General features: G+C 67.2%; 17 protein-coding genes. 6 read left to right on the top strand and 11 right to left on the bottom strand.

Going from position 1 to position 17,608, the window contains the following annotated elements; translation table 11 throughout:
* Positions 1 to 603: a dihydrofolate reductase family protein gene (locus tag QFZ70_RS05250; RefSeq protein ID WP_307094397.1), complete on the top strand. Its 603-nt coding sequence runs from the start codon at positions 1 to 3 to the stop codon at positions 601 to 603.
* Between the two features lie 54 nt (positions 604 to 657).
* Here the strand turns inward: QFZ70_RS05250 and groL are convergent, their stop codons facing one another.
* Together groL and groES are read right to left on the bottom strand one after the other, a co-directional pair.
* A complete protein-coding gene (gene groL / locus QFZ70_RS05245) occupies positions 658 to 2,268 on the bottom strand; it encodes a chaperonin GroEL (RefSeq protein ID WP_104042481.1) in 1,611 nt (536 codons plus the stop codon).
* Between the two features lie 77 nt (positions 2,269 to 2,345).
* A complete protein-coding gene (gene groES, locus QFZ70_RS05240; RefSeq protein WP_003805290.1) occupies positions 2,346 to 2,639 on the bottom strand; it encodes a co-chaperone GroES in 294 nt (97 codons plus the stop codon).
* A 225-nt stretch (positions 2,640 to 2,864) separates the two neighbouring features.
* Here groES and QFZ70_RS05235 point away from each other — a divergent pair, with 225 nt between their 5' ends.
* Positions 2,865 to 3,800 carry a DMT family transporter gene (locus tag QFZ70_RS05235; protein WP_307094396.1) on the top strand — a complete coding sequence of 312 codons (936 nt, stop codon included), beginning with the start codon at positions 2,865 to 2,867 and terminating at the stop codon, positions 3,798 to 3,800.
* On the opposite strand, the gene QFZ70_RS05230 is transcribed toward QFZ70_RS05235, so the two are convergent.
* Complete coding sequence (locus tag QFZ70_RS05230; RefSeq protein ID WP_307094395.1) at positions 3,725 to 4,102, bottom strand: hypothetical protein; 378 nt, start codon at positions 4,100 to 4,102, stop codon at positions 3,725 to 3,727. The two genes, QFZ70_RS05235 and QFZ70_RS05230, sit on opposite strands and share 76 nt — an antisense overlap.
* A 53-nt stretch (positions 4,103 to 4,155) precedes the next feature.
* Between QFZ70_RS05230 and QFZ70_RS05225 the strand changes: the two genes are divergently transcribed.
* The gene (locus QFZ70_RS05225; RefSeq protein ID WP_307094394.1) at positions 4,156 to 5,415 is read left to right on the top strand and encodes a class I SAM-dependent methyltransferase; all 1,260 of its coding nucleotides are present in this window, start codon (positions 4,156 to 4,158) and stop codon (positions 5,413 to 5,415) included.
* A 7-nt stretch (positions 5,416 to 5,422) separates the two neighbouring features.
* Here QFZ70_RS05225 and QFZ70_RS05220 read toward each other — a convergent pair whose 3' ends face one another.
* The gene (locus tag QFZ70_RS05220; protein WP_307094393.1) at positions 5,423 to 6,241 is read right to left on the bottom strand and encodes a shikimate 5-dehydrogenase; all 819 of its coding nucleotides are present in this window, start codon (positions 6,239 to 6,241) and stop codon (positions 5,423 to 5,425) included.
* A gap of 89 nt (positions 6,242 to 6,330) precedes the next feature.
* Positions 6,331 to 7,776 (bottom strand): glycoside hydrolase family 3 N-terminal domain-containing protein, encoded by a 1,446-nt coding sequence (locus tag QFZ70_RS05215; RefSeq protein ID WP_373461667.1) that lies wholly within the window; start codon positions 7,774 to 7,776, stop codon positions 6,331 to 6,333.
* A gap of 401 nt (positions 7,777 to 8,177) precedes the next feature.
* On the opposite strand from QFZ70_RS05215, the gene QFZ70_RS05210 reads away from it, so the two are divergent.
* Entirely contained in the window at positions 8,178 to 9,329 is a 1,152-nt protein-coding gene (locus tag QFZ70_RS05210) for a glutamate--cysteine ligase (protein ID WP_307094391.1), read from the top strand.
* A gap of 79 nt (positions 9,330 to 9,408) precedes the next feature.
* On the opposite strand, the gene tsaD is transcribed toward QFZ70_RS05210, so the two are convergent.
* From tsaD to QFZ70_RS05180, 6 genes are read right to left on the bottom strand one after another with little or no spacing between them, the layout of a single operon-like run.
* Entirely contained in the window at positions 9,409 to 10,497 is a 1,089-nt protein-coding gene (gene tsaD, locus QFZ70_RS05205) for a tRNA (adenosine(37)-N6)-threonylcarbamoyltransferase complex transferase subunit TsaD (protein WP_307094390.1), read from the bottom strand.
* Complete coding sequence (gene rimI / locus QFZ70_RS05200; protein WP_307097799.1) at positions 10,494 to 10,973, bottom strand: ribosomal protein S18-alanine N-acetyltransferase; 480 nt, start codon at positions 10,971 to 10,973, stop codon at positions 10,494 to 10,496. The genes tsaD and rimI overlap by 4 nt, the downstream gene beginning before the upstream one ends.
* A gap of 44 nt (positions 10,974 to 11,017) precedes the next feature.
* The gene (tsaB, locus tag QFZ70_RS05195) at positions 11,018 to 11,689 is read right to left on the bottom strand and encodes a tRNA (adenosine(37)-N6)-threonylcarbamoyltransferase complex dimerization subunit type 1 TsaB (RefSeq protein WP_307094389.1); all 672 of its coding nucleotides are present in this window, start codon (positions 11,687 to 11,689) and stop codon (positions 11,018 to 11,020) included.
* A complete protein-coding gene (gene tsaE, locus QFZ70_RS05190) occupies positions 11,689 to 12,357 on the bottom strand; it encodes a tRNA (adenosine(37)-N6)-threonylcarbamoyltransferase complex ATPase subunit type 1 TsaE (protein WP_307094388.1) in 669 nt (222 codons plus the stop codon). The genes tsaB and tsaE overlap by 1 nt, the downstream gene beginning before the upstream one ends.
* Positions 12,354 to 13,574 carry an alanine racemase gene (alr, locus tag QFZ70_RS05185; protein WP_307094387.1) on the bottom strand — a complete coding sequence of 407 codons (1,221 nt, stop codon included), beginning with the start codon at positions 13,572 to 13,574 and terminating at the stop codon, positions 12,354 to 12,356. Before alr ends, tsaE begins: the two co-directional genes overlap by 4 nt.
* Positions 13,575 to 13,611: 37 nt before the next feature.
* Entirely contained in the window at positions 13,612 to 14,703 is a 1,092-nt protein-coding gene (locus QFZ70_RS05180) for a carbohydrate kinase family protein (protein ID WP_307094386.1), read from the bottom strand.
* 82 nt (positions 14,704 to 14,785) lie between these two features.
* Between QFZ70_RS05180 and QFZ70_RS05175 the strand changes: the two genes are divergently transcribed.
* Both QFZ70_RS05175 and mshA read left to right on the top strand, forming a co-directional pair.
* A complete protein-coding gene (locus QFZ70_RS05175) occupies positions 14,786 to 16,204 on the top strand; it encodes a 6-phospho-beta-glucosidase (protein ID WP_307094385.1) in 1,419 nt (472 codons plus the stop codon).
* Positions 16,205 to 16,281: 77 nt separating this feature from the next.
* Positions 16,282 to 17,544 (top strand): D-inositol-3-phosphate glycosyltransferase, encoded by a 1,263-nt coding sequence (gene mshA, locus QFZ70_RS05170; protein WP_307094384.1) that lies wholly within the window; start codon positions 16,282 to 16,284, stop codon positions 17,542 to 17,544.
* The last annotated feature ends 64 nt before the right edge of the window (positions 17,545 to 17,608 follow it).

Raw genomic sequence — 17,608 nt, 5'->3', positions numbered from 1 at the left:
ATGGGTATCATCGTCGCGAACCTGTTCCTTACCCTCGACGGCGTCTATCAGGCACCCGGCGGCCGCGAGGAGGACACCGCGGGCGGCTTCGCCTTTGGTGGCTGGCAGGCGCCGGTGTCCGACGACGAGGCTGAGGCGGCCATCGAGGCAGAGATTAGCCGCATCGACGCCCTGCTTCTGGGCCGGAAGACCTACGACATCTTCGCTGCCTACTGGCCGCACCAGTCCGGCGACATCGGCACAGCCCTCAACCGGGTGCCGAAGTTCGTCGTCTCCGGCAGCCTTTCGGATCCAAGCTGGGCCGGCACAACGGTCCTGCCGGATGCCACGGCCGCGGGCCGGCTCCGCGAGGAGTACGGCCAGGTGCACATGTTCGGCAGCGGGGTCCTCATCCGTTCACTGCTGGCGGCAGACGTGATCGACCGCCTCCACCTTTGGCTTTATCCGGTTACCCTCGGTCAGGGCAAGCGCCTGTTCGACGCCGGAACTATCCCGGCCTCATTCCGCCTCGCGGAGCCGGCGCGCAGCTTTCCGAAGGGGGCGGTGTCGCTGGTGTACGAGCGTGCCGGCGATGTTGAGACGCAGGAGATGGCCGGCACTTAGGCACCAAAAAACCGGCCCAGCGGATGCTGGACCGGTTTTTTGTTGAGCTACACCCTAGTGGCTGTGGCCTGCGTGCTCGTCTTCCTCGGCAGGCTTCTCCACAACGAGGGTCTCGGTGGTGAGAACCAGTGCAGCGATGGAGGCTGCGTTGCGGAGGGCTGCGCGGGTGACCTTGACGGGGTCGATGACACCGGCGGCGATCAGGTCTTCGTACTCGCCCGACTTGGCGTTGAAGCCGTTGTTGGTTTCGAGTTCGGCAACCTTGGCGGTGATAACGTAGCCATCAAAGCCGGCGTTCTGGGCGATCCAGCGCAGCGGCTGGACCAGCGCGCGGCGGACGATGCCCACAGCAGCGGCGGCGTCGCCTTCGAGCGCCTTGACGGCGGGGTCCTCGTCGAGGGCCTTCAGTGCGTGGATCAGCGCGGAACCGCCGCCGGCCACGATGCCTTCTTCGAGGGCAGCGCGGGTGGAGGACACTGCATCTTCGATGCGGTGCTTCTTTTCCTTCAGCTCAACCTCGGTGGCGGCGCCGACCTTGATCACGCCGATGCCGCCGGCCAGCTTGGCCAGGCGTTCCTGCAGCTTTTCCTTGTCCCAGTCGGAGTCGGTGCGGGTCAGCTCGGCACGGAGCTGGGCAACGCGTGCTGCCACGTCCTCGGCCGAACCTGCGCCGTCAACGATGGTGGTGTTGTCCTTTGTGACCGTGATGCGGCGGGCGGTGCCCAGCACCTCAAGGCCAACCGTGTCCAGGCTCAGGCCCAGTTCCGGAGACACAACCTGTGCGCCGGTGAGGGTGGCGATGTCCTGCAGCATGGCCTTGCGGCGGTCGCCGAAGCCCGGGGCCTTGACGGCGACGACGTTCAGGGTGCCGCGGATGCGGTTGACGATCAGCGTGGACAGGGCCTCGCCGTCGATGTCCTCAGCGATGATGAACAGCGGCTTGGAGCTCTGCAGCGCCTTTTCCAGCAGCGGCAGGAATTCCTGCACCGCGGAGATCTTGCCCTGGTTGATCAGGATGAGGGCATCCTCGAGGACTGCTTCCTGGCGTTCCGCGTCGGTGACGAAGTACGGGGACAGGTAGCCCTTGTCGAACTGCATGCCCTCGGTGAGGACCAGTTCGGTCTGGGTGGTGGAGGACTCCTCGATGGTGATCACACCATCCTTGCCCACCTTGCCGAATGCCTCGGCGAGGAGCTCGCCGATCTCGTCGCTCTGGGCGGAGATTGCTGCAACGTTGGCCACCTGGGTGCCTTCAACGGGGCGGGCGTTCTCCAGCAGGCGTGCGGCAACGGCTTCAACGGAAACCTCAATGCCGCGCTTGATCTGGCCGGGAGCGGCGCCTGCCGCTACGTTGCGCAGGCCTTCCTTGACCAGGGCCTGGGCCAGGACGGTCGCGGTGGTGGTGCCGTCACCGGCAACGTCGTTGGTCTTGGTGGCAACTTCCTTGGCCAACTGCGCGCCAAGGTTCTCGTACGGATCGTCCAGCTCAACTTCGCGGGCGATGGTGACGCCGTCGTTCGTTATGGTGGGCGCGCCCCACTTCTTGTCCAGGACGACGTTGCGGCCGCGCGGGCCGAGCGTCACCTTGACGGTGTTGGCGAGCTTATCGATGCCGGCTTCAAGAGACCGGCGTGCAGCGTCATTAAACGCAAGCTGCTTTGCCATGGTTTTGTCCTTTCAAGACAGAACCCCGCGCAGCTGACCAGCAGAATGCAAGACCAGCGGCACGGGGATCCGGGGAGTTACTTTACGACGATCGCCAGGACGTCGCGGGCGGACAGCACGAGGTACTCGGTGCCGCCGGTCTTGACTTCGGTTCCGCCGTACTTGGAGTAGATAACGACGTCGCCCACGGCTACGTCGACAGGAACGCGGTTGCCGTCTTCGAAGCGGCCGGGGCCTACTGCAACAACTTCGCCTTCCTGGGGCTTCTCCTGCGCGGAGTCCGGGATAACCAGGCCGGAAGCCGTGGTCTGCTCGGCTTCGAGCGGGCGGACAACAATACGATCCTCAAGAGGCTTAATAGAGACCGACACTCGGACCTCTCCTTTTCGTCAGCAAATTCGTGGACTGGAAAGCTTTCCGCCCTGGCTGGCAAACCGTCGTCGCGGTGCCGGCAGCAGCCTGGCTGGCAGCTCTTCATGTGTTAGCACCCTCCTAGGGAGAGTGCTAATGAAGACTCTATGTAAGGGTTAGCACTCGGTCAAGGCGAGTGCCAGCGTTTCGTCATCAGAGCACTTGCAGCGATGTACATTTGACCGGTGCGAGCTGCTGTTTACCTCATCCTTGCCAACCTGTTCTGGGCCGGAAATTTTGTGGTGGGCCAGGCGGCCATGCAGACCATGGAGCCGCTCCAGCTGACGTTCTGGCGCTGGGTCCTCGCTGCCGTGCCGCTGCTGGTGCTGGCCCACTTCGTCGAGCGGCCGGACTGGCGGGCGGTCCTGCGACGCTGGCCGGTCCTGTTGCTCCTGAGTGCCCTGGGCATGAGCGGGTATACCCTGCTGCTCTACAGCGCCCTGCAGGACACCTCGGCCCTGAACGCCTCCCTGGTGACGGCCGCAAACCCGGCACTGATTATGGTGCTGGCCGTGGTCCTGCTCCGGGACAGGCCGCGCCCGCTGAGCTGGGTGGGGATCAGCCTGGGCCTCCTTGGCGTCCTGCTGGTGCTTACCGGCGGCCAGCTGCAGCGCCTGTTGACATTCTCGATCAACAAGGGCGAACTGCTGATCCTGGGAGCCATCACCGTCTGGGGCCTCTACACCATCCTCGCCCGCCGGCTAAGCATTCCCGCCATCACCTCCACGGCGGTCCAGGTGGCCATGGCGGCTGTGGCCCTCAGCCCGCTCGCGCTCGTCTCGGGCGCCGGCCTGCCGGAAACCCCAGCGGAGGGCTGGTCCCTGGCGTTCATCGCCCTGTTCCCCTCGCTGGGTTCCTACCTGCTCTGGAACCTGGCCCTCAAACGCACCACCGCAGCCAACGCCGGCAACTACCTGAACCTCATTGCCGTGTTCACCGCCATCATCACCGTGATCCTGGGCCAGCCCATCACTGTCCCGCAGGTCCTTGGCGGGGTCTTGGTCATTTCCGGGGTGCTGCTGACCAGTGCAGGGGGCAGGACCCCTCAGCGTCCAAGCTCGTCGAAATCGACGTCGTCTTCACCGTCGCCGCCGACGGCCGCCGATTTCCGCGCCCGGTAAAGAACCACGCCTGCGGCAGCTGCCGTCAGCAGGGCGAAAACCAGCACGGCTATGCTGCCGGCCCGGGCGCCGTCGTACAGTCCGCGGATGTCCCGTGCTTCCTGGGTGTCGCCGGCGATGTCGTTGCCGCCCACCGAGTAGACGGTGGCGTTGAACGTGTCGAGGAAAAAGATGACCACCAAAAGCCCGATGCACACCACCGCCACCAGGGATCCGGCGATCAGTGCCGGCCGGGCGAATCTGGCGGGGCCCCTGTCCTTGGTTGGTTCTTCGGACTGCCGGGGGCCTGCGCTCTCTTCCATGGTTTCAACACTATCCGCATCCCGGCGGACGCTCCTCCACTAGGCTGGAACGCATGCCTCAAGCTCCCCAGGACCAGATCGCGCCGTTGCTCACCCCCGAGGGCTGGGAGCTTTTGGCGTCTCTGGGCCCCTACCAGGAGGACAAGTCCTTCGAGCTCAATTCAGCCCTGCGCAAGGCCGGCCACTCCCCCGCCCTGGTCTCCGCCGTACTGACCCAGTCCCGGCTCCGCACCAAGGCCGAGGGGAAGTTCGGGGAATTTGCCCGCAGCATGCTGTTCACCCAGGCAGGCCTGGAGCAGGCAACCAGGCTCAACGTGGCCGCGCGTCACGCCCAGCGGTTCGCAGAGGCCGGAATCAGCCACGTCGCTGACCTGGGGTGCGGCCTTGCCGCTGACTCGTTAGCGCTGGCGTCGATGGACATCAACGTGACGGCAGTGGAAATGGACGAGACCACTGCCGCCTGCGCCACTGTGAACCTCATCCCCTTTTCCAATGCGACGGTGGTCCATGCAGATGCCACCGCTGTTCCGCTGGACGGAATCGACGGCGTCTGGCTGGATCCTGCGCGGCGGGTCACCTCCACGTCCGGCACCAAGCGCATCTGGGACCCGGAGGCCTTTTCGCCGCCGCTGTCCTTTGTCCAGTCCCTTGCTGCGTCCGGCCGGGCGGTCGGTGTGAAGATGGGGCCGGGGATGCCCCATGACTCCGTTCCGGCCGGCTGCGAGGCCCAGTGGGTTTCCGTGGCCGGGGATGTCACCGAAGTGGCGCTGTGGTTCAACGCCGTGCAGCGCCCGGGCGTCCGCCGGGCTGCGCTGGTCCTGGGTCCAGAGGGTGCGGCTGAGCTCACCAGCGGGGAGGATTTCGGGGCCGGTCCCGCCGCCCCCGTGGGTCGGGTGGAGGGTTACCTGTACGAGCCCGACGGCGCCGTCATCCGCGCGGGACTCGTGGCCGATGTCGCACTGCAGTTGGGCGGGCATCTGGTGGATGAACACATCGCCTATATCTGCGCGCCGCAGCTGGTGGACACTCCCTTCGCGCGGGCCTACAAAGTCCTGAAAGTTGTGCCCTACAACGTCAAAGCGCTCAAGGCGTGGGTAAAGGCTGAAGGCATCGGGGTGCTGGACATCAAGAAGCGCGGTACCGCCGTCACCCCTGAGGAACTCCGCAAACAGCTCCTCCCGGGAGGGAAAAACACAGGAGGAAAAAACGCAGGAGGAAAGAACGCAGGAAAAAAGGGTGGCAACAAAACGGCCACCCTGGTCCTGACCCGCATCGGTGAGGACCGGGTGGCCATCGTGGTGGAACCCGTCTAAGAATCCGCTACTGGGCGCGCGTGAACTCCTCGGCGGCGCGCACCTGCTCGGCGCTGGGCCGCACACCGGTGTAGAGCACAAACTGCTCCAGCGCCTGGATGGTGGCCACCTCCGCTCCGGTGATGACCGGCTTTCCGGCAGCCCGGGCGGCAGCGATAAGCGGGGTTTCAGCAGGCAGGGCAACCACGTCGAACACCACCTGCGCGGCGTCGATGGTGTCCTGCGGGAAGGCCAGGGTGTCCGCTCCGGGTCCGCCGGCCATACCGAGGGGCGTGACGTTGATGACCAGGTCTGCCGTTCCGCCGTCGAGCGCCGGACGCCACTGGAACCCGTACTGTTCCGCGAGCGCCCGCCCGGTGGTTTCGTTCCGTGCGAGGACCGTGACGTTGGTGAACCCGGCATCCCGGAGTGCGGCCACGGTGGCCTTGGCCATGCCTCCTGCCCCCTGGACCAACACCGAGTAGCTGGTAGGCACGGCGTTGGAGGCCAGCAGCTGTTCAATCGCCGTGTAGTCGGTGTTGTAGGCCTTCAGGTGCCCGTCCGTGTTCACGATGGTGTTGACAGAGTCGATGGCCTTGGCCGACGGGTCCATCTCGTCAACGAGGGCGATGACGTCCTCCTTGTACGGCATGGAGACGGCGCACCCGCGGATCCCCAGGCCCCGCACGCCGGCGATGGCCTGTTCCAGGTTGGTGGGGGCGAACGCCTTGTAGATCCAGTTCAGCTCCAGCTGCTCGTACAGGTGGTTGTGGAAGCGGGTCCCGTTGTTGCTGGGCCGGGCCGAGAGCGAGATGCAGAGGGTCATGTCTTTATTCAGAATGGGCACCTCACCATTTAACCCGGTCCCACCCAACTAGCTCGCAGGTGTTGTCGTTTGGACCGCCCAAAACGACAACTACTGCCAGTCAGTTGGGATCAGGGGCAGCCGGTTCCTGTGGGGTAGCTTCCGACGGCGGCCGGCAGCTTTCCCGGTGCTGGCGCCTTCCCAACCAGGACAGCGGCGAGGGCATCGAAGGCACCCTGGGTGCGGCCGTACAGGGCCACCTTGACCGGCGCGGTGGAGTGCTGCAGCGGCCAGGGCGCATCAAGGGCGACGGCGATGTCTCCCCCCGCAGGCCGTCCGTTGTACGGGATGAGGCTGACCAGGGGTCCGGAGCCGAGGGTCAGGCCGTGGCGCGCCGCGGCGTCCGCGAACCGGGCCCTGTCCGCCGGGCTGCCGCCCGCCACCCGGACCCCGCCGGGCGCCAGGGCTCCGCTGCAGTGGCCGGAAAGGACAGTGACGGCGGCTGCGGACACCTTAGCGGAAAGAGGGGCGCCGCTGCCGGCCGCAGCCCCAGTTGGTTTGCCGGTTCCCGCGGCTGCCCGGCCGTGCCAGGTCATCATGGTTGCCACGCGCTGGGCAGCTTCATCCAGCCTTGCCTCGGGCAGGCTGCCGGTGGCCACGGCGTGGACAATCGCAGCGTGGGCCTGCCCGACGTCCGCGGGCATCAGCAGGAGGTCAGCTCCCGCCGTGAGGGCCATGACCGCCGCGGACCCGGCAGGGTACTTCTTGTGCACTGCCCCCATGTTGAGGGCGTCGGTCACGGCCACACCCTTGAAGCCGAGTCCCCGCAGCGCCGCGTAAGTAGGCGCCGAGAGCGACGCCGGCACTCCGGGTTCCAGCGCTGGCACGGCGATATGGCCGGTCATCACCATCGGCGCACCGGCGGCGATGGCGGCCCGGAAGGGCTTCCAGTCGCGGGCTTTGAGTTCCGCGACCGTTGCCGGCTGTGTGGGAAGGTTCAGGTGCGAATCCGTGGTCACCGAGCCGTGGCCGGGGAAATGCTTGACGGCGGGAAGAACACCTGAGGCCAGCATGCCCTGCGAGTACGCCACCCCGAGCGCCGCAGCCGCGTCCGGGTTCGCCGACATGGAACGGGCACCGATAGTGGGATCCGCCGGCCCGATGGTCACGTCAGTGTCCGGGGCAAAGTCCGTGTTGAAACCCAAAGGCACCAACTCGCTTGCCAGCCCCTTCCCGGCCTCGCGCGCCAAGGGCCCGCTGCCTGCGGCGCCGAAGCTCATGGGCGCGGGCCACTCCGTCAGCGGCCCGCCGAGCCGTGCCACCAAGCCGCCCTCCTGGTCAACGCCGATCATCCCCGGCCACGGCCTGCCGTCCGCGGTGGCCGCCTGCCCAAGCCTTTGGTTGATGGCGCCCATGGCCGCGAGGTCCACCTTCCCCTGTGGGTCCAGCGGCACGTTGTCACCCATGATGATGGACCCGGCAAGGTGCAGGCGTTCGACGGCGGCGGCATGGGCGGCAGGGTTCGTGCCGGTGAAGAACGGAAGCAGGACCTGTCCCGCCTTCTGTTCCGGCGACATCTTCGCCACGGCCGCGGCGGCGGCGTCCTGGTCCCGCTGCTGCGGGCCCCACCCCAGCGGGCGCAGGGCAGGATTCGCCGACGGCGCAGGTAAGCGCGAAGGTGAGGGGGAAGCCGTGCGGGGTGCCGGCGTCGTACGCGGTGTCGCGGAAGGTGCGGCGGGGGTGGAAGCTGCCTGCGACGGGACCGGGGCCGGGGCGGCGGTGCAGGATGCGAGCGCCACCGCAGCTGAGGCTGCAGCCAGGACGGGGAAGGTTTTGTGAAGACTGTCACGCAGGTGTTGGAACGAGGCCATCAATACGATGCTACCCCTGCACTAGACTTGAAACACCCGTTCGCCTGCCGGCAGAAGCCCTTCAGTGACGGCGTGAGCCAGCGGCAAACAGGACAGTTAGGAAACGCGTGAAGATTGAGTTCGCTTCATCGAGGCAATCAACACTTGGTGTCGAATGGGAACTCGCGCTGGTGGACGGCAGGACGGGCGAGCTCGCCTCCGTGGCCAATGAGGTGCTCCGCGGCGTGGCCTCCCGCCACCCGGAGCTCAACGAGGATGACGAGCACCCGCACATCAAGCAGGAACTGCTGCTGAATACGGTGGAACTGGTCACCGGCATCTGCGAGACCGCCGCCGATGCCAAGGAGGACCTCAGCAGGTCGCTCGCGGCCGTCCGGGAAATCACCGATCCCATGGGTGTGGAAGTGTTCTGCGCCGGAAGCCACCCGTTCAGCCCGCCGCAGCTGCAACCGGTGACGGACAAGGCCCGGTACGCAAAACTGATCGACCGCACCCAGTGGTGGGGCCGCCAGATGGTCATCTACGGCGTCCACGTGCACGTTGGGCTGGACCGGCGCGAGAAGGCGCTCCCCGTGGTGGACGGGCTGGTCAACTACTTCCCGCACTTCCAGGCGCTCTCGGCGTCGAGCCCCTTCTGGGGCGGCGAGGACACCGGCTATGCGTCCCAGCGGGCGCTGATGTTCCAGCAGCTGCCTACGGCCGGGCTGCCCTTCCAGTTCAGCTCCTGGGACGACTACGAGTCCTATGTGCAGGACATGTTCACCACCGGAGTGATCGACACTCTTTCGGAAATCCGCTGGGACATCCGGCCCGTGCCGAACCTGGGCACCATCGAGATGCGCATCTGCGACGGATTGGCCACGCTGGAAGAGGTGGGCGCCATCGCCGCCCTCACCCAGTGCCTGGTGGACGAGTTTTCCACCACCTTGGACAACGGCGGAACCATCCCCACCATGCCACCGTGGCACGTCCAGGAGAACAAGTGGCGGGCAGCCCGCTACGGCATGGACGCCATCATCATTCTGGATGCTGCCGGCAAGGAACAGCTGGTCACCGACCATCTGCTCGAAACGTTGAACCGGCTCGAGCCCGTAGCAGCCAAGCTGGGCTGCCCCGATGAGCTGGCCGACGTCGAAAAGATTATCCGCCGCGGTGCCGGCTACCAGCGCCAGCGCCGGGTTGCCGAGGAGCATGGCGGCGACCTCCAGGCCGTCGTCCTGGACTTGGTGAAGCAGATGCGGAACGGCCCCACCGCCTGAGCTTTCATACTCGGTTGCCCTATCAGTTGTGGTCCCTAAACCGGTGGCTTGGGGACCACAACTGATAGGGCAAGGCGGGTCAGGCGGGGAGGGACACCGCTGTGACCGGCATGGACGAGTCCGGGGCGAAGCTGATTCCGCTGGGCCCCACCCCTGCCATCACCAGCTGCGCTCCGAGTGCGGCGACCATGGCGCCGTTGTCGGTGCAAAGGTCCAGCGGGGGTACGTGCAGCCTGATCCCGGCAGAGGCGCAGCGCTGGCCCGTCAGCTCACGCAGGCGTGAGTTTGCCGCCACGCCGCCGCCGAGCAGCACATCCTTGATGCCGTTTTCCCGGCAGGCCAGCACAGCTTTGGAGGAGATGATGTCCACCACGGCTTCCTGGAAGGCGGCCGCGATGTCCGGGACCGGGACCTCCTCGCCGCGGGCCTCGAACTGCTCAACGCACCTGGCGACAGCGGTTTTCAGGCCGCTGAAGGACCAGTCGTAGCGGTGCGGGCCGGGTTCCTCGGCAGTGCCCATGTATTTGGGCTGGCTGAGGCCGCGGGGGAAACGGATCGCCTTGGGGTTGCCGGTGCGGGCCACCTTGTCGATGGCGGGTCCGCCGGGATAGCCAAGCCCTAGGATGCGGGCCACCTTGTCGTAGGCTTCGCCGGCGGCGTCGTCAATGGTGGAGCCTAGGAGGACCACGTCGTCGGTGATGCTGTTGATTTTAAGGATCTCGGTGTGGCCGCCGGAGACCAGCAGGGCGCCGAGGTTCTCGGGCAGCCGGGGGGCGGCGGCTTGCTGTCCATCCAGCAGGCCCACACCCACGTGCGCCACGAGGTGGTTGATGGCGTACAGCGGCTTGCCGGTGGCCACGGCCAGGGCCTTCGCGGCACAGACCCCCACCATGAGGGCCCCGGCCAGGCCGGGGCCGGACGTAACGGCGATGGCATCTACGTCAGCAAGGGCCACGCCGGCGTCGGACAGCGCCTGTTCGAGGGTGGGGACGAAGGCGTCAAGGTGCGCCCGCGAGGCAATTTCGGGGATGACCCCGCCAAACCGGACATGCTCGTCCATGGACGAGGACACGGTGTTGGTCAGGAGGGTGGTCCCCCGGACAATGCCCACCCCGGTCTCGTCGCAGGAGGATTCGATGCCGAGCACCAGGGGCTGCGAGCGGTTCATGGCTGGCCTGCTTCCGTTGATGTGCCGTCTCCCGTTCCTTCACCGGTGCTGCCGGCGAGCTGGAGCCGCATAATGAGGGCGTCCACACCGTCGCGGTAGTAGCGGGGGCGGACGTGGATCTGCTCGAAACCGAAGCGCCGGTAAAGCTGCTGGGCGCGGGGGTTATCTGCGCGGACCTCCAGCAGGAGGTCTGCAGCGTACCGGCGGCGTGCCTCCCCAATAAGCCGGGTCAGCAGCGTGGTGCCGATCCCGCGCCCTTCATATTCAGGCACGACGGCGATGGTCTGGACATCCGCGATGGGTTCAATGCACATCAGCCCGGCGTAGCCCACGATGCCTTCGCTGCCCTCGGCCACCAGGTACCAACGGGTCTCCGGTTGGGCCAGCTCGTCATAAAACATCTGCAGGGGCCAGGCATCCACCGGGAATAGCCGCTGCTCCAGAACGCTGACAGCAATGACGTCGTCGGGGGTCATCTCCCGCACGGAGACGCCATGGTTGCTGGGATCCGGGGCGGTGCTCACAGGGCCCTCTTCCTCGGTCCGGGGACCTGGGCGTCGGATTCGCGGAGGTACAAAGGGGTGGAATCAAGGAGAGCGTCGCCTGCGGCGAGCCTGGCCAGCGCGAACTGTCCCAGGTACAGGGCATCCGGCTGCTCCTGCGCGAAGTCCGGGTTTACCTTCAGGGTGTCTGCATAGAGGCCGGCGCCGGCGCCGTAGGCGGGAAGGTCCGGCAGGTCGTTCGCAAACCCTACGTGGGGGCCGTCCTCCAAGACGGGAAGCTGGCCGTCGGCAAGGCTGTAGCGGGCCCAATAGACCTCTTTGCGGCGAGCGTCGGTCACCACCAGGAATTCGGGTGCTGCGGCGGTGGATTCCGCCACTTCCAGCGCCACTGCGTCCAGGCTCATCAGCCCGTGCAGTGGCTTGCCCCAGACGAAGGCCAGGGTGCGCGCCGTGGCGATGCCCGACCGCAGGCCGGTGAACGGGCCGGGACCCACGCCCACCACCAGGGCATCAACATCGCTTCCGCTGACGCCGGCATCAAAAAGCATCTGCTCGATGCCCGGCGCGAGCACCTCAGCGTGGCTGCGGGTGTCCTCGGTGGAGAAGCTGCCCACCACGCCTTCCAGGGCGTCGCCGGACACCAGCGCCGCGCTGGCCACGGCCGAGGTGTCGATGGCGAGGATGAGCATCAGGCTTTCCCTTCAAAGGCTGCCACAGGTTCGGGAACGAATGGCCAGCGCGGACCATAACCGCGCATCACGATGGTCCGGGGCTCGTCAGTGTCCTCAGTCTCGAAGTCCAGGGTGCCGCCGTCGGACCTGCGGAAACCGTTGCCCGCCCCGGCAGCTGGGCCAGCAGCGCCGAGGCCCGTGCCGTTGAGTCCCGTTCCGCCCAGCCCGATTGCCCGGTGCAGGTCGATCTCCAGCCGGCTCTCGCTCAGGTGCTCCACCCGGTCGTGGCCCCATTCAACAACCGTCACGGACGAATCGAGCGTGTTCTCAAGGTCGATGTCGTCAATCTCCGCGGCTGAGCCAAGGCGGTAGGCATCCACGTGGACCAGGTCCGGGCCGCCCGGACGCGGCCCGTCCGGCAGGTTGGGGTGGATGCGGACCAGCACGAACGTGGGGGAAATGATGCCGGCGCGGACGCCCAGCCCCTCCCCCAAACCCTGGGTGAAGGTGGTTTTCCCGGCACCCAGCTCGCCGGAGAGCACCAGCAGGTCCCCGGCTTCCAGGACCGCCGCCAGGCGCACAGCGAGCGCGTGGGTCTGGTCCGCCGTCGTCGCCGTGAAGGTCTTTTCCCAGTTGGGACGTGCCTCACCGTTCTCCGGGGCAGCACGGGGCTCGGGCGCGTTCATGCCGCCCCCTCCGAAGCCTGCAGGACGGCGGGGGCCTGTTCGTTGATGAAGCGGCGGGGAACCCGCGGGCTGATCCGGGTGACGATCTCGTAGTTGATGGTTCCGGCCGCGCGCGCCCAGTCATCAGCGGTGGGGCCGCCGTCGGCACCGTCCCCGAACAGCTCGGCTTCGGCGCCCAGCAGGCCTGCACTGGCAGGGCCGGTGTTCCCGAGGTCGATGACCATCTGGTCCATGGCGATGCGTCCCACCACGGGGTACGTTGTGCCGGCCACGCGGACGGGCCCGCCGGTGGCGATGCGGGGCACCCCGTCGGCGTAGCCCACCGGGATCAGGCCGAGCGTGCTGGGGCCACTGGTGCGGTAGCGGAGTCCATAGGAAACGCCTTGCCCGTCCGGGACCTCCTTGCACTGCGACACCAGGGTCCGGAGCGTCATGGCAGGGCGGAGCCCCAGCTCGGCGGACGTCTGCCCTTCGAAGGGCGACAACCCGTAGATCCCCAGGCCCACGCGGACCAGGTCAAAGTGGGTGTCCGGGCGGGACAGCGTTGCCGGTGTATTGGCCAGGTGCCGGACCTCTGGGTCAACGCCGGCATCCTCGGCCACAGCAAGTGCTTCCCTGAACGCCGCGAGCTGCTCGTCGGTCTCCGGCCGCTCCGGTTCGTCGGCGACGGCGAGGTGGGAGAAGATCCCAACCACGCGCAGCAGCCCTTGGTCCTGGTATTCCATGGCCTCGCCTACCAGGTGGTCCCAGGTATCAAGCGTTGCACCGTTGCGGCCCAGGCCGGTGTCCACTTTCAGATGGATGCGGGCCGGACGCTCCTGCTCCCGGGCAGCCGCGACAATACGGTCAAGTTCCCAGCCCGAGCACCCGATGTCGACGCCGGCTGCCACCGCTGCGCCGAAGTTGCTTTCCGTGGTGTGCAGCCAGGCGAGCAGCGGCGCGTCGATTCCGGCAGCACGCAGCGCCAGGGCTTCGGAGATGTGGGCGACCCCCAGCCAGGAGGCACCGGCTTCCATGGCAGCGCGGGCCACCGGGACGGCGCCGTGTCCGTAGGCATCCGCCTTCACCACCGCCAACACTTTTGCCGGGGAAGCTGCCGCCGCCAACCGGCGGACGTTGTGCCGGATCGCGTCAAGGTCGATCACGGCGGACCGTTCGTTGCGGGGGTCCTGTGCCGGGGCGGCGTCGAAATCACCGGTTGTTGCGGGGTAAGTCACCCTAGTGATTCTAGTGCTGGCGCTTCGGGCCGAATAATCAGGCGTCCGAGAGGTGCGCGATGGTTGCCGATGCCCTGCGCTGGGCTGCGAGCGGCACGTCATGGACAATGTCGGCCAGGAAGGAGAACCGCCGGAGCCACTGGCTGGTCTGCCGTTCGGGCCGGGCATTGGCCCGCTGCCACCAGTCAGCGATGTCGCCCCAGCCCGGCGCGGCCAGCGATCCTCCCACCTCCTGTACCGCCAGCGAGGCACAAAGGTTCGCGAAACGCAGCCTGTTCCCCAGCGGCCAGCCGGCCAGGCTTCCAACGATGAACGCGGCGTCGAAACAGTCACCGGCGCCGGTGGGGTCGAAGGCTTTAACGGGCAAGGAAGGCACCCACTCCTCTTCCCCGGTTTCGGAATCAACTGCCATGGCCCCCTGCGGCCCGAGCGTCACCACGGCAACCGGCACCCGGTCCGCCAGCGCGTACAGAGCGGTCCACGGATCGTCCTTGCCGGTAAACGCCATGGCCTCGCGCTGGTTGGGCAGGAACGCGTGGAAATACTGCAGGTTCTCCAGCCGGACCGGTGCCCATACGCCGCTGGGATCCCACCCGACGTCCCCGAACAGCTTTACCCCCGCCTGGTGTGCATCCTTGGCCCACGGCTCAACGTCCAGTCCTACTTCCGCGATGCCGGCGAGCGCGGGAGGCGGGTCCCCGATAAGCTCCGACGCCGTCACCGGCGCTGCATGGCCGTGGGTCACCAGCGACCGGTCCTTGTCGACGCACAGCGAAACCGTAACCGGCGAGTGCCACCCGGGGACCTTCCGTGACAGGCTGAGGTCCACGTGCTCCTGGCTGGACAGGATTCTCCAGTTGAAGTCCCCGTAGCCGTCGTCGCCGAAGGCCGCGGCCAGGCCGGTGCGGAGTCCCAGGCGTGCCGCAGCGATAGCCTGGTTGGCAACCCCGCCGGGGCAGCTGCCCATGCCGTCGCTCCAGATTTCCGTGCCAGGTTCGGGTCCGTGGGGCAGGCCGGTAAAGATGATGTCCTGGAACACCGTTCCTGCCAGCAGCACATCAAATCCGGGGTCCGAGGGCGAGCGGACGGCGGCCAGGGGGTCAAACGGGCGTGCTGGAATCGCGTCCATGTGCCGCACACTACGCCTTGCTACCGACATCCGGTAGGGGCGGCCGTAGGTGCCGCGGACACCCGCGCCTAGACTGCTGATTATGCGGCTTCTGATTGTCGGCGGTGGTGGTTTCCGGGTTCCGCTGATCTACCGGGCGCTGGTCGCCCGCCCCTATAAAGGCCTGGTCACCGAACTGGTGCTGTACGACGTCGATCTCTCCCGCCTTGTCGCTGTGACAGCGGTCCTGCGCAGCATGCACGTGCCAGGTCCCCGGCTGCCGGTCCATCCCACCACCGACCTCCCGGAAGCGTTGGCGGGAACGCAGATGGTGTTTGCCGCCATCCGTCCCGGCGGCACCGCCGGACGGATCCTGGACGAGAGGGTCGCTCAGGACCTGGGCCTCCTGGGGCAGGAAACCACCGGTGCCGGCGGTATTTCCTACGCCCTCCGGACCATTCCCCACATGATGGCCCTGGCGCGGTCAATGAAGGAACACTGCCCGGATGCGTGGCTGATCAACTTCACCAACCCCGCCGGCATGGTCACCGAGGCACTCCTGCCGGTACTTGGCACGCGCGCCATCGGGATCTGCGACTCCGCGGGCGGCCTGGTGCACCGCGCCGCCCGGGCCGCCGGCGTTACCCTGCCGGAAGGAACGCTCGACGGCGTGGGCTACTACGGGCTGAACCATTTGGGCTGGCTGTACCGGCTGGAGTCCGGCGGACGGGACGTCCTTCCAGCGCTGCTTTCGGATCCGCAGGCCCTTCAATCCTTCGAGGAGGGCCGGCTGTTTCCGCAGCCGTTCCTTGCCCGCCTCGGCGCGCTTCCCAATGAGTACCTGTATTACTACTACCAGCAGGACGCCGCGCGGGAGGCGATGCGTGCCATGCCCGCCACCCGCGGAGAATCCATCCACAGCCAGCAACAGGAGCTGTACCCGCGTCTGGCTGCAGCGGGCAATGAGGCCTTTGAGTTGTGGGAAGCCGCGCGCCGGTCACGGGAAGAGGGCTATCTGGCGGAGGCCCGCGGGAAGGACGAACACCGCGATGAGTCCGACCTCGCCGGCGGCGGCTATGAGCGGGTGGCGCTGGCAGCCATGCGTGCCCTGTCCGGGTCCGGGGACGCGCAGCTGATCCTGAACACCCGCAACACCCTGCCTTCCGCTGGCGCGCCCGCCGCTCCCACCCCAACCACCACTCCGTTGGCCACCCCCACAGCCGCCATTCCGGGCCTGCCGGCGGACGCCGTCGTCGAACTTCCCTGCACCGTGACGCCCGACGGCGCGCTGCCGCTGGCCCAGCAGCCTCCCCCGCCGGAGCAACTCGGGCTGCTGCGGCAGGTGAAGGACGTGGAGCGGCTGACCGTGCGGGCAGCGGTGGAGGGTGACCGGGAGCCGGCAGTGCAGGCCTTTGCCCGGCACCCGCTCGTGGGGTCCGAAGAGCTGGGCGCGGCATTGCTTGCGGGCTACGAGGAGGCGTTTCCGGCTTTGGGGAAGATGTGGCGCGGCGGGACGCGTTGACACAGGAGTAGTGTTTTATCGAATGCCCAGCACTGACCCGGCGCGTCATCCCGCGCCGGTGGCCGGAAGGAGGTCCCGTGGCACCGGTCCGCAGGGTGGCTTTACTGTCCCTCCACACCTCCCCCATGGAGCAGCCGGGTTCCGGCGATGCCGGCGGCATGAACGTGTACATCCGTGAACTGGCCTCCGCACTGGCCGAGGCAGGTGTGGAAGTGGAGATCTTTACGCGTTCCACCTCAGCCAGCCAGCCCGCCGTCGAGCACCCCGATCCAGGGGTGTGTGTCCACAACGTCCTCGCCGGGCCCACAAAGAAAATTCCGAAGGAAGAGCTTCCCGGACTTCTCCACCATATGGTGGACGAGATCGAGCAGATCCGGCAGCGGCAGCCGCACGGGCGGTACGACGTCATCCATTCGCACTACTGGGTGTCCGGCATTGCCGGCCTGGAGCTGTCCGAACTGTGGGGCGTGCCGCTGGTCCACACCATGCACACCATGGCCAAGGTCAAGAACCTGCTGCTCGAGTCCGGTGAGCAGCCCGAGCCACGCCGCCGCGAGCTGGGTGAGCACCGGATTGTGGACGGTGCCGCGCGGCTGATTGCCAACACCAGCGCGGAGGCGGCCGAGTTGGTGTCGCATTACGGCGCCTCGTACGACCGGATAGACATCGCCCCGCCCGGGGTCGACCTCAGCACCTTCACGCCTGCGTTCCGCGCCAAATCGCGGACGGAGCGGGGCATCAGCCCGGAGACTTTCCACCTGGTTTTCGCGGGCCGGATCCAGCGGCTGAAAGGGCCACAGATCCTGGTGAAGGCGGCGGCCCTGTTACGGCGCCGGCGGCCGGACATTAACCTGCGGCTCACCATCCTCGGCTCGTTAAGCGGGAACAAGGAGTTCAACCTCCGGCGGCTGGTTGCCGAGGCGGGGATGGACGACGTCGTCACGCAGCTTCCGCCCGTGAATTCACCGGAGCTGGCTGCATGGTTCCGGGCGGCTGACGTGGTGGTGATGCCGTCCTACAGCGAGTCCTTTGGGCTGGTAGCGCTTGAAGCGCAGGCCTGCGGCACCCCGGTGGTGGCCACGCGGGTCGGCGGCCTATCGCGGGCAATTTTTGACGGCAGGACGGGGCTGTTGGTGGACGGCCACCACGCCTCGGACTGGGCAGATGCTCTGGAGGCCCTGTATGACGACCCCGTCACCCGTGAAGACATGGGGCGGGCAGCCGCCATCCGCGCCCAGAACTCGGGGTGGCAGCGCACCGCCGCCATCACGCTCGAGACTTACCACGCCGCCGTCGACAAGCAGGTAAGCCATCCCCTGACCACCGTTCCTGCCTCGTAACGCTTTAACTGCCCCTCCGCTTACGTCGCCCTACCGCTCCAGACGCCCTACCGCTCCAGCAAAG

The sequence above is a fragment of the Arthrobacter sp. V1I9 genome, assembly GCF_030817075.1.
Taxonomy (GTDB): domain Bacteria; phylum Actinomycetota; class Actinomycetes; order Actinomycetales; family Micrococcaceae; genus Arthrobacter.
Note: the sequence above shows the minus strand (reverse complement) of the source record. Positions and strands in the feature narration are given on the sequence as shown.